Annotated in this window: 12 protein-coding genes; 3 read left to right on the forward strand and 9 right to left on the reverse strand. The window is 39.9% G+C overall.

Annotated features, from left to right (window positions below; all coding sequences use genetic code 11):
• Positions 1–70: 70 nt before the first annotated feature.
• The gene (locus ACYQ3L_RS26735) at positions 71–1825 is read right to left on the reverse strand and encodes an LIC_10190 family membrane protein (protein WP_379994233.1); all 1755 of its coding nucleotides are present in this window, start codon (positions 1823–1825) and stop codon (positions 71–73) included.
• Positions 1826–1953: 128 nt separating this feature from the next.
• On the opposite strand from ACYQ3L_RS26735, the gene ACYQ3L_RS26740 reads away from it, so the two are divergent.
• Positions 1954–3279: a hypothetical protein gene (locus ACYQ3L_RS26740; protein ID WP_379994234.1), complete on the forward strand. Its 1326-nt coding sequence runs from the start codon at positions 1954–1956 to the stop codon at positions 3277–3279.
• A 50-nt stretch (positions 3280–3329) separates the two neighbouring features.
• On the opposite strand, the gene ACYQ3L_RS26745 is transcribed toward ACYQ3L_RS26740, so the two are convergent.
• Positions 3330–4112: a prephenate dehydrogenase/arogenate dehydrogenase family protein gene (locus ACYQ3L_RS26745; protein WP_379994235.1), complete on the reverse strand. Its 783-nt coding sequence runs from the start codon at positions 4110–4112 to the stop codon at positions 3330–3332.
• Between the two features lie 75 nt (positions 4113–4187).
• Positions 4188–5519: a PhoH family protein gene (locus tag ACYQ3L_RS26750; protein ID WP_379994236.1), complete on the reverse strand. Its 1332-nt coding sequence runs from the start codon at positions 5517–5519 to the stop codon at positions 4188–4190.
• Positions 5520–5757: 238 nt separating this feature from the next.
• On the opposite strand from ACYQ3L_RS26750, the gene ACYQ3L_RS26755 reads away from it, so the two are divergent.
• On the forward strand, positions 5758–6822 hold the full coding sequence (locus tag ACYQ3L_RS26755; protein WP_379994237.1) for a hypothetical protein: 1065 nt from the start codon (positions 5758–5760) through the stop codon (positions 6820–6822).
• Positions 6823–7009: 187 nt separating this feature from the next.
• A complete protein-coding gene (locus tag ACYQ3L_RS26760) occupies positions 7010–7192 on the forward strand; it encodes a hypothetical protein (RefSeq protein ID WP_379994238.1) in 183 nt (60 codons plus the stop codon).
• Positions 7193–7272: 80 nt separating this feature from the next.
• Here ACYQ3L_RS26760 and ACYQ3L_RS26765 read toward each other — a convergent pair whose 3' ends face one another.
• The 6 genes from ACYQ3L_RS26765 to ACYQ3L_RS26790 all read right to left on the reverse strand — a co-directional run bounded on the left by ACYQ3L_RS26765 (position 7273) and on the right by ACYQ3L_RS26790 (position 14177).
• Positions 7273–8496 (reverse strand): IS4 family transposase, encoded by a 1224-nt coding sequence (locus ACYQ3L_RS26765; protein WP_459952373.1) that lies wholly within the window; start codon positions 8494–8496, stop codon positions 7273–7275.
• 214 nt (positions 8497–8710) lie between these two features.
• Positions 8711–10246, reverse strand: coding sequence for a 4Fe-4S dicluster domain-containing protein (locus tag ACYQ3L_RS26770; protein WP_379995189.1), 1536 nt, complete (start codon positions 10244–10246; stop codon positions 8711–8713).
• A 16-nt stretch (positions 10247–10262) separates the two neighbouring features.
• Positions 10263–11201: a DUF362 domain-containing protein gene (locus ACYQ3L_RS26775; protein WP_379995187.1), complete on the reverse strand. Its 939-nt coding sequence runs from the start codon at positions 11199–11201 to the stop codon at positions 10263–10265.
• A gap of 38 nt (positions 11202–11239) precedes the next feature.
• Positions 11240–13144 (reverse strand): TonB-dependent receptor plug domain-containing protein, encoded by a 1905-nt coding sequence (locus ACYQ3L_RS26780; RefSeq protein ID WP_379995185.1) that lies wholly within the window; start codon positions 13142–13144, stop codon positions 11240–11242.
• A 6-nt stretch (positions 13145–13150) separates the two neighbouring features.
• Complete coding sequence (locus tag ACYQ3L_RS26785) at positions 13151–13549, reverse strand: phosphoribosyltransferase (RefSeq protein ID WP_379995183.1); 399 nt, start codon at positions 13547–13549, stop codon at positions 13151–13153.
• A 115-nt stretch (positions 13550–13664) separates the two neighbouring features.
• Positions 13665–14177 (reverse strand): ECF transporter S component, encoded by a 513-nt coding sequence (locus ACYQ3L_RS26790; protein WP_379995181.1) that lies wholly within the window; start codon positions 14175–14177, stop codon positions 13665–13667.
• Positions 14178–14461 lie beyond the last annotated feature (284 nt).

The following is a 14461-nucleotide window of genomic DNA, read 5'->3' on the forward strand; positions in this document are numbered from 1 at the left end:
CATAAACCTATTTATTATTTATATAAAAACTCAGAGAATAAAAAGTTCGTGAAATAGAGGGTAAAATTAATCATTTATTTATAAATTCCCTTTTCCTTCTGAACCCATCTTTTATTGAATTTCCTCTTGCTTCTATCCACCTGATATCCGGGATTGTCCAGAAATCCGGCGTACCTTCCTTATTGGCTATACAGGGTATGCTGTCGCCATACCATCCGTTGGGATAGGTGCTGATACCGATGGATACCGAATTGTTTAGCTTATGTTGCCTGACGGAAAAGTCTTCATCCGTAGCTTCGCTTTCTTTTAATGCCGCCATTTTGTCTTTGGCTGAGTAGGGATGCAGTAATATTCTTGTTATACGAGTGCTCTTTTCAGCCACATGCAACTGGTCTCTCAGACATTCATCGTAATAAGAGGCTGAACGGAACGAAAAGACAGTCATCCACAAAACGAGTAAGGCTATGCCGATAATGCTTAACCGGGGAAAGAAATGTTCCTTTTTTCCAAATAGGCACGCTGTACCTGTAAATATGGCCGCGAATACATAGCCGCTGCCAAAACGGAAATCGTGCGCGAAAAAGAACCAGTAGCACAGGCCGAGTATCAGGGTTGCCAATACATATTTATAGATCGTATTCCTGCCCTTAAAGGCGGTATATAGGGAAACGGCGACAGATGATACCGTAAGCAAATAGATAAATGAAAGGATTATATAATATTTGTTGTGTACTGCTATCCCGTTTCGGAAGGCTTCTGCCATGTATTCATTTGCATAATAGCCGATAAGGAAACGTTGTTTGGCCGCAGTCTCCACTGGTACCTGCCAGTCGAAAGCAAAAAGGTTGATTTCGTGAAGCGGGTATATAAGGTAACCCGATACAATTACGGTCCGTGCCATCCATAAAACAAAGTATAGGAATAGGAGGGAGCCTATAAAGATCAGCGGCTTATATTCTTTTCGCCGGATAATAACAATAGCGAGGAAGACACTGAGCAGGGCAACTGGTGCGGCTGATACTTTGAATCCGGCCAGGGCAAACGGAACGAAGATATATAATAAATAATTCTGCCTGAAAGAATCGGGATATAGAATGATTTTGGCAACGAGGTAAAACGTAATCAGCCCGGGGAGTATATCGGTGGATGTATCGCTGATGCCTCTATGTTCATAATAGAAATAAACGACTGATATGATGAAGAGAATTACCCGTCTCAATTCGAATTTTGACCTGAAAGCTTCCAGGAGTATCCATGAGAATATGAGTATGGCGATTAATGACTGGACTGTATAGACCGGATAGCCGAGGAAAAGCCTGAATGTGAAAATGGCATCTAATAAGAACAGGTTGGAATTGAATCCGAAACGGTCTTCAAGGTTTGCTATACCCGGTGTTACGGGGTATTCTTCGTTCCAGCGGATATTCGCATAATGGTACGACATGGCATCGAAGCCATCTGGTGACCACACTGCGATTAAGATGACGGATAAAAAGAGAAATACGAGTAAAACTTTTTGATAGAAATGAAGATTATGGAATATTTTTTTTATTTTCTGCAGAAATGCACTTATTCTTTCTTTTTTCCAAACCCAGTATCCTGTGCATAATGCAATACAGGCGAATAAGATATAATAATTGGAAGGGACAAAGAAAGAGGTGACAGAAAGAGGGATGATTGTAAAAAACAGGCCAAATAGAATTGTATCGGGAATAGAATATATTTCTTTTCGTTTGCAAATCAGATTATATATGGAAATAAAAAAATCTCCGGAAGTGAGTAATACGAAGAAAATTATGAACCACGATATGAGTACTATTGCCATGTTTATAAAAATTGTGTCTGTAAAGATATAAAGTATTAAAGTTTTAATGGGAATGTTTTCACAAAATATTAATATCTTGGCGAACATAATCAGGCTCTGTTAGTTATAATCATTAAAAGTCGGATAATTTGGAGCAAACAACTAAAATATGGCTGTGGTGTATCAACAACCCTGTAAAAGCGATTATTATCGCCGCGGTATCCGTCCGTTTATTGATAGCTATCCTTTACGGGCATATTACATTATATCCTGATAGTAAAGATTATCAGGCGTTGGCTGGGCGTATTCTAAATTTTAATCTTGCAGGATACGAAGGGGGGAGGCCCCCGGGCTATCCGTTGTTGCTTTGTCTTTCCGGTTTGTCCGGTTTGATTACGGTTATACTTCAATTGATAATGGGCGTTTTCGCACTTGTTATTGCTTATAAAACCCTATTATTACTAAATGTGGAGAAACGGATAGCATTGGTAGTGACTCTTTTCGGGACAATTTATCTGCCCTCGGTTTTCTTTGAGTTCGCTATACTTACCGAGACATTTACATTGCTGGTTGTCACGCTTATATTTTATATATTCTTTGGTATTATCAAGGATAAGGATAGTAAGCCGGAAAGTTATCTGTGGCTGTCCTTGCTCTGCGGCTATCTGGTGCTGATAAAGATGTTTTATATCTATCTGGCTATCCTCTTGTTTATAATACTCGGACTGCACTGCCGGTCGTTAAGGGTTATTGTTCGTAAATATGTTCTGGTATTGCTGATACCCTTATTGGTGTTTTTAGGATGGTCTTATGTAAATAAACTGAATACAGGACTCTTTGTTTCTTCTACTTTCTATGGCTTCAATATTGCGCAGAATTGTGTCTGGTTTGCAGATAATACGACCGAAGAATATAAGGAAATCGGAGATGTGTATGTGAGATACAGATATGAAAGCCCTAAAGATAAAGAAATCGCTATGACTATCTGGGAGGCTTATCCCGAACTGAAAGCCCGTACAGGCTTATCATTCCCCGATTTATCAAAAAAAATGTACGACTACAGCATTGCTACTATTAAGAAGAATCCGGGGCTTTATCTTGAGCAGGTACTTATCTCATGGCGAGATTTTTGGAAAACTTCGCTATATTGGGAGGTTTATAATTTCTCTGTACCCGAATCGCATGTCGTAGTCATGTATGTATGCTACGCGGGGCGTATTGTCCTGCAGCTGGTGAAAATACTTTTTGTGTTACTTATCCCATACAATATTATAGTTGCTATACGCAGGAGGAGGCTGACGCCCGAATCGATAATATCCTTGATTGTATTATTTGCTTCACTTCTTCAGGCTTTCGCAACATACGGAACAAATTCACGGTTCAGTTATCCGTTCGAAATATTGATGGTTACATCGGTGTTGCTTAATGTATTGCAATATTATCAATATCGGGTAAAACGAAAAACCGCATCCTGATTACTCAAGATGCAGTCCATATTGTTTTTCCGCTAATTTGAAACAGTTACTTAGTCTTTTTCAGCTATATTCTTTCTTGCTTTGGTCAGAAAATCAAGCATCGCCGCACTATCCTTTTTCTCTATTATCTCCAGAAGGTTTTTCAGTTCCTTGCGGATACCTTCAACCTGTGCAGGAGTATATGGATTGAACAGGATTTCAGTGAGCAAATAATCGTCCTCCGACAACAGACCTTTAGCAATATCCATATGCCGCTTGAATGTTGTTCCCGGCGCTTCCTGATGCTTCATCACCGAAGTGAAAACAAGAGTGGATGCAAAAGGTATGGACAGCGAGTAGGCTATTGTTTCGTCATGTTCTTCAAATGTATATTCAAATACTCTTAAATTCAGACTGTTGTATAAGTTGAGAAAAAACTTCTTACCCTCCTGGCTCGATTCCGAGATAACAATAGCACTTTGTGTACTCAGGTTGCGCAGGTCGGCAAATGTGGGGCCGAACATAGGATGGGACGAGGCGAAAGGTTGCTCCACGGTTGCATAAAACTCTTTCAACCCGGTCTTTACGGATGCTATGTCGGAGATGATACAATCTTTACTGATATACGGCAATACCGTCTTGAATGCATCTATCGTATATTTAACTGTAGCGGCGTTGATAACAAGTTCGGGATTGAAATCCGCAATTTCCTCCGGATCACTCATCCTTACTGTATTGTATATAAATCTCAGTTTTTGCGGATCAATATCAAATACAGCAAGCTCGTGGTCGAAGCTAAGCACGTCGCCGAAGAAAGAACCCATCTTTCCGGCTCCAAGTATCAAAATTCTCATTTCCTGTATTATTTAAAAATTGGTGCAAAGATACAAGATTCGGTACAATCTGTATCAGATCACTGCTTTTTTTAATTATAATAATGTGCTTGCGACTTCCGACAGTTTACTCCTTTCGCCTTTCACCAGATTTACGTGAGCAAACAGATCCTGTCCGTTCATCTTATCTATCATATACGCCAATCCGTTCGACTGGGCATCGAGATATGGAGAATCTATCTGCTGCAAGTCTCCGGAAAATATCATTTTAGTACCTTCCCCGGCACGGGTGATAATTGTTTTTATCTCATGGGGAGTCAGATTCTGCGCTTCATCTATGATACATACCATTTCCGACAGGCTCCGTCCGCGGATATAAGCAAGGGCTTCTATTTCCAGTTTTTTATTTTTCTGCATCTCTTCAATGTTGCGATATTCCACACCACCGTATGGTATGTGATTTTTTATTACGGAAAGGTTGTCGAACAACGGCTGCATATATGGGGCGATCTTTTGCTTTTCATCGCCCGGTAAGAAACCCAATTCTTTATTGCCAAGGGCTACGATTGGACGCGCCAGCAATATCTGATCGAAATTTTCATTCTGTTTCAAAGCCGATGCCAGAGCCAGTAATGTTTTTCCCGTACCCGCCTTTCCTGTCAGGGCTACCAGCTTTATATCCGGGTCCATCAATACTTCCAGTGCAAATGTTTGTTCAGCATTGCGTGGCTGTATGCCGTAAGCCATTTGTTTTTCAATCTTCTTTATCTTATTGGTAAAAGGATTGTAGCGGGCTAAAACACTCTTTTTCCCGTTCTTCATCACAAAGCACTCATTTGCGATAACCGGGTTCTCCAGATCGAATTCGTCGAGGTCGATCCCATCCGGATTGGCATACAGATTATCAATGACGGAAGAATCCATATCTTTGAAGGTTTTGTGCTGTTTTTCAAACATGAATACATCCACCACTTTATCATTGATATAGTCTTCAGCCAGCAGGCCGATGGCGCGCGCTTTCATCCGCAGGTTGATATCTTTGGTAACCAGTATTGTCTTTGTTTTCGGGTCGCGCTCTGTTAGTTCTACAACGGCAGACAAAATACGATGATCAGGAATTCGTTCGGGAAATATTTCATATACCTTATTTTGAGCTTTAATCCCTGTTTCTACAAACAGATTTCCCATGCCGCTACCTAAGGGTGTTCCTTTTGTGAATAAATTGTCATCAGTGATAGCATCCAGCTGGCGGAGAAATTCGCGGGCATTATAATTTATCTGGTCATTTCCTTTCTTAAATTTATCCAACTCTTCCAGCACTACGATAGGAAGATATATATCGTTTTCCTCAAAATTATCTAAACATCTGAAATCATGTAGTATTACGTTTGTATCTAATACAAAATTCTTTTTTTTCTTTCTTGTCATATTCTTTACAATTACATTATCTGTGATATATAACAATAAATATAGCTTATTTGATTTATACAAAGTAAATTTTTGAAATATTTTTATTATCTTTCGGCCATAAAACTAGGTAGAAACACAAGACAATTTAATATTCACACAAACAAGAATACTTTGGTATATTCCATTTTTATATTACCCTGTTTGGGGGATGAAGACTTTAGCGGGTGAGGACAGATACCTATAACACTATATAAATATGAAGAAAATTTTTATCATTTTTCTGATGATGACATTTGTTTGTTTTCTCCAGAGAACTTATGCACAACAATACAATAGTGCCAAATACAAAGACATTGAATTTGAATACGATAACGAGAATGTCTATGTACGTGTTTATCTTAATTTGCAGGACTACTATGTTGAATTAGGAGATTCTCTGACATTGACACCTCTGATAAGTGCAAATGCGAATGCTTTGGAACTACCTTATCTCGTATTGATAGGGCAGGGAAAGCAAGGTTTTCATTTATTTAACAGGAGCTTGGCAAACGCAACCTCATATAGGTTCCTTAGAATATCGAATCAAAATAATGAATTATATCAGGCTACAGTCCCATACGAGTCGTGGATGAATAATTCAAGATTGGATATGAAAATTGACTTGAGCCAGATAGGTGGGCTTCCCTTATACAGCTATGCAGAAGCTCTAAGAAATAATATCAACCCTAAAGGAGCCAGGAAGGAAAATCCTATTGTTTCTGCTAACTCTGAATTCAGGGTTAATTCACCGTCACGCACCGAAAACTCCTTTTCCGTTCCGGCAGATTTTTCCCGCGAAAGCGCTACTTTCGATTTACGCCTTTCTGGAAAGAAATCATTTGTCGTAGCTAATCAGGAGGAAGTAAATAAGATCAGGGCATTGATCGATTGGGCAATGACGAATGAGAATATTTCGCTTATCGGTGTTTATATTACTTCTTATACATCTGTTGATGGAATCTATATGGATAATGATGAACTAACGAAAGGGCAGTCTCTGGCATTTAAGAGGACCCTGCAAGCCGGAAATAACTATCCGGATGCTTTGTTCTTTACAGAATGGAAAGGAGAGGACTGGCCGGGATTAACCGAACTTGTTAAGCAATCAAACATGCCGTATCAACAAGAAGTGCTGAATATCATAAACAATACAGGTATTTTTACCGGTCGCGAACTGAAGCTTATGCAGTTGGCTCAAGGTAATCCTTACAGATATATGCGGGATAATTTATTCCCTCAGCAATGGCGGATAGAGTGTCGGGTGGTATATAAGAGAAACTAAATAACCGGAAAAGGGGCTTTCAACTGAAGGCCCTTTTTTACTATTATGATATTTTTATATTTCCGCCCTGATCTGATTTTTTTTCAAAAAAGAGCTTCTTCTTAAAATATGTAACTGAGTTATTCGTCTAAAATGGTAGTAGGGTTATATTACCTTGATATAGTTAAATCATATAAACATTATTAGAATGAATCTCAATAAAAGCATCAAAAACAAGAAGAACTTTCTTATTTATATGATAGTTCGTTTGTTAGAAGAATTCGATTTGGAGTGGACACTGAACTCTTCTATTTACAAATCTTATATAGGCCACGGACATTCCAAAGAAAAGCTGGAAATGGATTCTTATGAACTTCATGGCTGCTATTAGCAGATAATACAGTGTTAAAAAAATAAAGCCGGCCGGATGGCCAGGAGTGGTCGGAAGAAATTCCGATCACTTTTTGTTTTCTACGTTTTGAAGAAAATAGAAGGATCACCACCACACTGCACAACAATCATAGATATAATCAGGTTTCTCAATTCCATGGAAAATCTTCTTTTAGCAGTTTTATATCCAAGTTTATTAGCCTGTTTATATATCAAGATAAGTATAGCCACAATCAAAGTCATATATAGGATAACTTTTATTCCATTTTTATTGAGTGACACAAGAGTACTCACATTTAGTTCCTGCTTTATAAATCGGAAGAATACTTCGATATCCCACCTTCGCCTGTAAGCGTCCGTAATATCTTTGGCTGATAAGTTAAGCACATTGGTGATAAACCAAAATTCTTTATCAGGATCATCTTTGCTTTGTGCTACAATTAAGCGAAAAGGTACTTCTACCAGCTCTTCTTTGTAATGGATATTACCTCGTTTATTATTAATAGGCTTACCGGTATATAAATAAACTTCACTATCTTTCAAAAGCATCAAACTACCCAAGTCTAGATCAATATCATCGCTTTTCAAGGATTTTAGTTCAACATGTTTTCGATTCTCTTTTGCTCTTATTATAAAAGGGATAGATTCTCCGGAAAAATCTTTCATGGTTCTAGCTGACTGCAATCCTCTGTCCAAAATGTAAATATTGTGATGTCCGGTTTCTTGTTTCACATGACTTCTTATAACCTCAGGTAAAGCTGTTTCTTCGCCAGAGTATTTGGAGTCTGTAAATATCTTAACATCACAAGGTAAAATGCCATCAAAAGCAATGCTATACTTAACTGACTTCTTTCCGTTTTTATGGTCAATACCTTCTTCTAAGAGTTTGCTACAAGCTTCACTTACCATTGAAGAATCAACTCGTATCAGATTATATTCCTCTTTTTCTGTCGATGAATAGGCTGCTGAGAATTGTTCATAAATACATTCATATATTTGTTTGAAGAAGTCCGCATCAATCTTAGAAAGCCGTTCTGATATGGAACTTCGGCGAACACTCTCTGATTTGTCTAAGTTAAAAAGCATCTTGAAGACTGGATCATTAAAGGTATCCTCTAAGGTTCGCTGACTTAATCTGTCATTCTCTAAAATGCCATACATCAAAAGGTAAAACAATTTCTTGCCATGCAGAACTTTTGAATAATAGTCAACTTTTGTATTTTCGGATAAATGACTTAAAAGTGCCTCTGGAATAACTCCCAATAGTTGATTTATTCCAATCCTATGATCTTTAAATATTGCCATAAATATATGATTATCAATACTTAAAGATAATAAAACTATGTGATAAAAACAAACATAATCAGCTTAATATCAAATGATTATATAAAAAAATAGTCGGAAGATATTTCTTCCGACCACTCCTGGCCGGATGGCCGGCTTTATTTTAGTTTGCAATATTCTTGATAAATAAGGGGTCTGCCTTATGTATTTTTAGAAATAGCTATAAGCGGGATAATCAGAACCCGAAATCGTCAACCTTAACTTCTTCCTTCTTCTCAACTTCGAATTCTTTCCTCTTTTGATGAATGATATTACCTTCTACAAAAATCGCCCGGTTAGGTCGTACCGGACAGATAAATTCACAACCGCCACATCCTACACAAATGTCCGGTGTGATGTGCGGTATGGTAAGTCCTTCATGGCCCTCATACGGAACCATCGTTACAGCCTGTGTCGGACAATGCTCGGCACAAGCCCCGCAATTGGTTTCTTCTACATGCACCACACAAATATCTTCGACAAAATGCACGCGTCCGATCTGTGTCATATGTTTCTCTTCCATTGTCAATGGAAGCAATGCCTGATTGGGACATACATCTGCGCATACTGTACAGTTATAGTTGCAGAAACCTTTTTCGTAAGTCATCACAGGTTGCATAATCCCCCCGATGCCATACTCCATAAAGGCCGGCTTGATTACTCTTGACGGACAACGACTTATACAAAGATGACACGATGTACAGCGATGCAGCAGATGTTCTGCGCTTTTTGCCCCCGGCGGGCATATAGGATTCTGCCGTGTAGGGACTTTGCCGTCTGTAATAATCTCTACTATTTTTTCTTGCGCCAGTACAGCGGGTACAGATACAGCGGTTGTTATCGCTGTAGCCAGAAACTGCCTTTTTCCCGAATCGGCTGTTTTTTCGATCTTGGTATCTGCTGCTCTCTTCATGTAAGGTGTGTATTTTAGAGCATTCCGGGAACAGCTGTCGAGGCAATTGAAACAATCTACACAGCGGCTATGGTCTACAGTGTGATTTTTACTGTCTATACACGAGGCCTTGCACTTCATGGCACACGAGCCGCAACTGTTGCACAGGCTGTCGTCTATTTGTACCTTGAATAATGAGAATTTACTGATAAAGCCCAGTACAGTTCCGACAGGACATATCGTATTACAAAACGTGCGTCCGTATTTCCAAGCAAAGAAACCTATGCCAAGGAAAGTGAGAATAGCAATAATGAAAGAGAATATGCTTAGTATTGCGACTTCCATTTTGTAGAATGTATAATTGCCAAAACTGGTAAAGACAGACTCCAGCACATTATTCCCGGCCATGTAAACTGGCTTGAAGACATTACTGATAATACGTCCGTAGGCGCTGTAAGGGTCTACCAAGCCTAATAAGACAGGATAGCCCGCAAAGAATGCAATGAGGACGACTACTATTACCGACCATCTGAGTATATTCTTGGCCTTACTGTACTTATATCTTTTTTTCTTCCTGGCTGTTTTTTTCGATAGCCATGCCACTATATCCTGATAGACACCCATCGGGCAGATGGAAGAACAATATACCCGCCCGAATAATAGAGTCAATATAATAAGTACAGTCAATATAATAAAGCTACTTCCCAGTATTGCCGGAATAAACTGTATGTGCGCCAGTGCATGAAACTGGTCAGGCATCAGGGCTGCAAAATCAAGGAAATAGAACGTTATCAGGGTGAATAAGATGATAGATACACCCACTCGTAGTTTTTTTAGCATTGTCGATCTTTATGAATTATATTTTTATCCTCTTGATGTTCAGTTTGTCTATGTCCATCGTTCCAAGCTTATGGGATTGTCCTCCCGCTATGTGGCCTACATGGTCGAGAGGCATTGCCCGCACCTGGCCGAAGAATTTGGCGGCTGCCGTATCTACTGCTACGATATCCTGAGAAATAAAAAGCCCCTTCGGATTTGCCACATCGGCAGTCGAACGTCCTTGCGGGCCGTTTGTTTTCACTATCCTGTATGCGTCTACAATATTGAGAACAGGTTTTTTCGAATATGTACATACATCGGCTATACACTGCTGCAAATCGGTGCTGTGGAAAATACGCCTGTCCCAGACGATACCCATATAGTTTTTCATGGAAATTGTCAGGTTGGCTCCTCCATGATGTTTCAGTACAGGAAGGTTTATCCAGGCATCACAATCGACGATAGCCTGATGTATCTTTGCGCTTTTCAGTTTCTTTCCCTGTGGGAGGGCAACCTCACGATAGTATGATTCTTCGTGTGCAGGGACTACTTTTGCTCCGGCGGCTTTAGCTGCGGCTTCAATTCCACTGTTTTTATAGCACTTGATCCAGTCGTCGCAGGTATGGTCGAATACAACCACTTCTTTTGCGCCGGCCGACAGGCACTGACGGACAACTTCGCTTACCAGTTTCGGATTGGTATTTCCTGATTGTTCGGGAGTCTTATCCCATCCGATATTCGGCTTCACGACTACTTTCCATCCTTTTTTGATGAATTTGCCCATGCCACCCATCTCTGTTATAGCGCGCCTGAACATAACCTCAGGCTCACCGCCCATGACGGCAACCATATCCACGGCAGCAGCCGATTCGGAACTAATGAGCTTCTCTGATAGTATATCTATGTTTCCGCTAGCCTTAATAGTGGCTGCGGCCCCCGTGAGCGCTATCGCTCTTAAAAAATTACGTCTATCCATAACCAATTTTTCACTTTATTTATTTTTACCTTTAATTCTTAGAATTTAAAATTGACGCCACCGAATACTGTTGCCCGTGGCATCGGATAACCTGCATTTATTTCGTATTCCTGTGCTAACAGGTTTTCACCTTTTGTGAATATTTCGACAGTTGTTATCGGTTTATAAGCAATTCTTATATTCCAAAGGGTAAATGTATCCTTTATCTCAGGCATGGCGTTTTTTGCATCGGCTAGCTGGGTATAGAGGTTACGTATAAACTGTACTCCTGTCGATAAATCCCATTTATCTTTCGAATAATTTATCCCGGCATATAATTTATGTTCCGGTGATGCAACTACTTTATTTTCCATATGCAACCAGCTATAATTAGCCGACAGGCTCAAATACGGATTAAACTGATAGCGAGTAGCAAATTCGAGTCCGTAATTTTCTATTTCCCCTGTATTCATATATATCATACCCGTTCCTGCTTCTTTCGGTACGGTTATTATGCTGTTGTCACCTTTGATGTAATACAGGCTCAAGTCGAGGCTTAATGCCTTGTTTAGCATTTTGTGCGATGCCGATAATTCATAATTCATCAGTTTTTCCGGTTTCAAACCGGGATTCTGTGTCGGGAACATAAACATCTCACGAATGGTAGGATTACGGAATCCTTTGCTTACAATCCCTTTCAATACCGTGTTGTCGGATGCTATGTAGCTGAGTCCGAACTGGGGAATCCATTCATTTCCGGTATAAGCATGGTGGTCGAATCTTATTCCTGCATTCAGCACCAGTTTATTGATAAGGATTTGCTGGAAGTTCAGGTAACCTGCGACTTCATTAAAACTTTTATCTATAATCTGAGCGTCTTCCCGTTCGTCGAGGTACCTGTTCCATGCATGGCCTCCGAAATGCTGGTAATCTATACCGGCAGTTGTCTGATTACCATCGAAAAAACTGTATGTCTGGAAGAATGTTACGCCTAACATTCTGTCGTTCGAGCGGAATCTGAAATCTTTAGGCTGTGCATCCGCCTTGTATCCGTCATTTATGTTATGTGCCCCGAAGTTGTAAAAGAACTTCAATGCTCCGGATGTTTTATCATAACTGTTTTCCAGAGAAAAAGACGTTACCCCGCGGGTAATTTTCGAATCGTTATCTATCATAGGAGCGGATTCGGTTCCCGGATTGGCTGCGTCGAATTTTGTCAAATCCAGATCTGCAAAGCTTTTCCAGTTGGGCGTGAAATCATATCCGATTTTAGTATAGCCGCTATACTGGTCGAAATCCGAGTTTAGCCTGTGCCCGTCGGTATGATTGTAACTCAACGAGACATAGCTGTTGAACTTTCCGGAACGTACAGCATTATTAACCTCCGTGCTTAATGTATTGTATGAGCCGTACATGGTTCGGACACCTGTTTGTACTCCGTCTCGCTTTTGTTTCTTAGTAATTATATTTATAACGCCCCCCATTGCATTAGAACCATAAAGGACAGAGGCCGGACCACGCACAACTTCAACACGTTCGGCCATCAGCGACTGATATGAATCGGCCAGCGGATGACCCATTAATCCCATATATTGCGGATGCCCGTCTATGAGCATCAGTACCTGCCCTGTCGGACTTCCGCCGATACCACGTATGGTCATTCCTCCCGCTGCTCCATTGGAAACGCCATAACCCATAACTCCCCGCGATGTGATGAACAATCCCGGCACTTCTTCTGTAATAATAGGTAATAATGACGGTTCGAAACGGTTCTCTATCTGTTTACTTCCTACAATTGTAATACTCATAGGCAGGTTGTTAACACTTACTGCCGGACGGCTGCCTGTGACTATAACTTCTCCTAACTGAACAGAATCACGGATTGGGGCATCGGGAGTTTCGTCTGCATAGATATTCGGCAAAGACAGCAACAACGATGCAATAACACACAATGTTTTTTGCATAAATTTTTATAATAGCCAGGGGAACTTGAAGCAGGTTTCATCGTACAATGAATAGTCTGCTTTTCCGTTGACTGCAAATGTTTTTATTTGTTTGGCTCCTTTCAGAAGTTCACATGCTTTAGTGAGGGATGCACCTGTTTTTACACGGTCTTCTACCAGCAGGATCGTTTTGTCCTTAAAGTCGAAGTCTATCGGTGCCATCAATTGCGGGCTGTCGTAGATTGGTTTCTGATTGCTGTCCCTCAGATTGATTTTTAATAGTTGTATTTCAATCCCGAGCCGTTGATTAAGTATTGCCGCAGGTATTATCCCCCCGTTGGCAATAGCCACAATCATATCGAACTCTTCGGAAAAAGATATTGCGCGGAACCGCTCCAATACTTCTTCGAATGTTTTATCATACATATGATTTGGATTTCAGGATTTCGAAATTTCAAGTTTCCAGAATATATTATTCTCAGTATAATTATATTCTAATCTTCAAACTTGAAATTTTGAAATCTTGAGATTATATATATTATCAGAGTTTAGCAATAGCTTTCAGTACGGCATATCCGCCAAATATCTGAATTAACATACCCGGTATGCCAATGCGGAAATCCTGCACAGCTACGAAGAAATCTTTTACAATCGCCCATTCAGCAAATGTACCTGCTACCTGATAAGCCAATACAGCGCCAACGATGGCCAATAAAGAAACTTTATCGGAGCGGTGAGCAGCATATGCGGCAGCAGCAGCCAGTAACGACGATTTAATAAGGATGATTGGGAGCACATCTACCGGAGGCATGCCGAATAATACATTATTGGCAAGCGGAGAAAGGATAGCTGTCAGCAACCCTACGCGAAAGCCATATTTGTAGGCGGCAATCAAGGTAAAGAAATAGATAGGCAACCACGTCAAGCCTCCACCGGGAACCAAATGGCAGATTTGAGGAAGAGCTATATTACCGGCGATGAACAGTAGGGCAAACATATATGTTTTAGCCTCTTTGTAGTTGAGAGAATAAAGTTTTACTGTTGTTGTTTCCATAATCAAAGTGAATTAAGTGCGGTGTTTATTATTTATTGAATATACTTTTGTTAAATCAGAAGAAATATACACTTCTCCTTCTTTCTGTTTTTCAGGTTGCTGCTGATAAAAAATGTAATTCCGGTATTTGTTTTACTCTGTACCCATAATATTCAAAACCAATACAATACTATATATTATCTTTGAATTAAGCAAAAAACGTGTTGTTTTTTTTATATCCTTAAGATAGTGTCACGGTAATCAGGGACAAATATAGGTAGAAAGAGAATGGCTTGCTTTGCTTA

This window comes from Dysgonomonas termitidis, assembly GCF_054657735.1.

Coding starts and splice junctions, on each gene's coding strand:
- ACYQ3L_RS26735 (WP_379994233.1), bottom strand. CDS start 1,825: ATGGCAATAGTACTCATATCGTGGTTCATAATTTTCTTCGTATTACTC.
- ACYQ3L_RS26745 (WP_379994235.1), bottom strand. CDS start 4,112: ATGAGAATTTTGATACTTGGAGCCGGAAAGATGGGTTCTTTCTTCGGC.
- ACYQ3L_RS26750 (WP_379994236.1), bottom strand. CDS start 5,519: ATGACAAGAAAGAAAAAAAAGAATTTTGTATTAGATACAAACGTAATA.
- ACYQ3L_RS26755 (WP_379994237.1), top strand. CDS start 5,758: ATGAAGAAAATTTTTATCATTTTTCTGATGATGACATTTGTTTGTTTT.
- ACYQ3L_RS26760 (WP_379994238.1), top strand. CDS start 7,010: ATGAATCTCAATAAAAGCATCAAAAACAAGAAGAACTTTCTTATTTAT.
- ACYQ3L_RS26765 (WP_459952373.1), bottom strand. CDS start 8,496: ATGGCAATATTTAAAGATCATAGGATTGGAATAAATCAACTATTGGGA.
- ACYQ3L_RS26770 (WP_379995189.1), bottom strand. CDS start 10,246: ATGCTAAAAAAACTACGAGTGGGTGTATCTATCATCTTATTCACCCTG.
- ACYQ3L_RS26775 (WP_379995187.1), bottom strand. CDS start 11,201: ATGGATAGACGTAATTTTTTAAGAGCGATAGCGCTCACGGGGGCCGCA.
- ACYQ3L_RS26780 (WP_379995185.1), bottom strand. CDS start 13,144: ATGCAAAAAACATTGTGTGTTATTGCATCGTTGTTGCTGTCTTTGCCG.
- ACYQ3L_RS26785 (WP_379995183.1), bottom strand. CDS start 13,549: ATGTATGATAAAACATTCGAAGAAGTATTGGAGCGGTTCCGCGCAATA.
- ACYQ3L_RS26790 (WP_379995181.1), bottom strand. CDS start 14,177: ATGGAAACAACAACAGTAAAACTTTATTCTCTCAACTACAAAGAGGCT.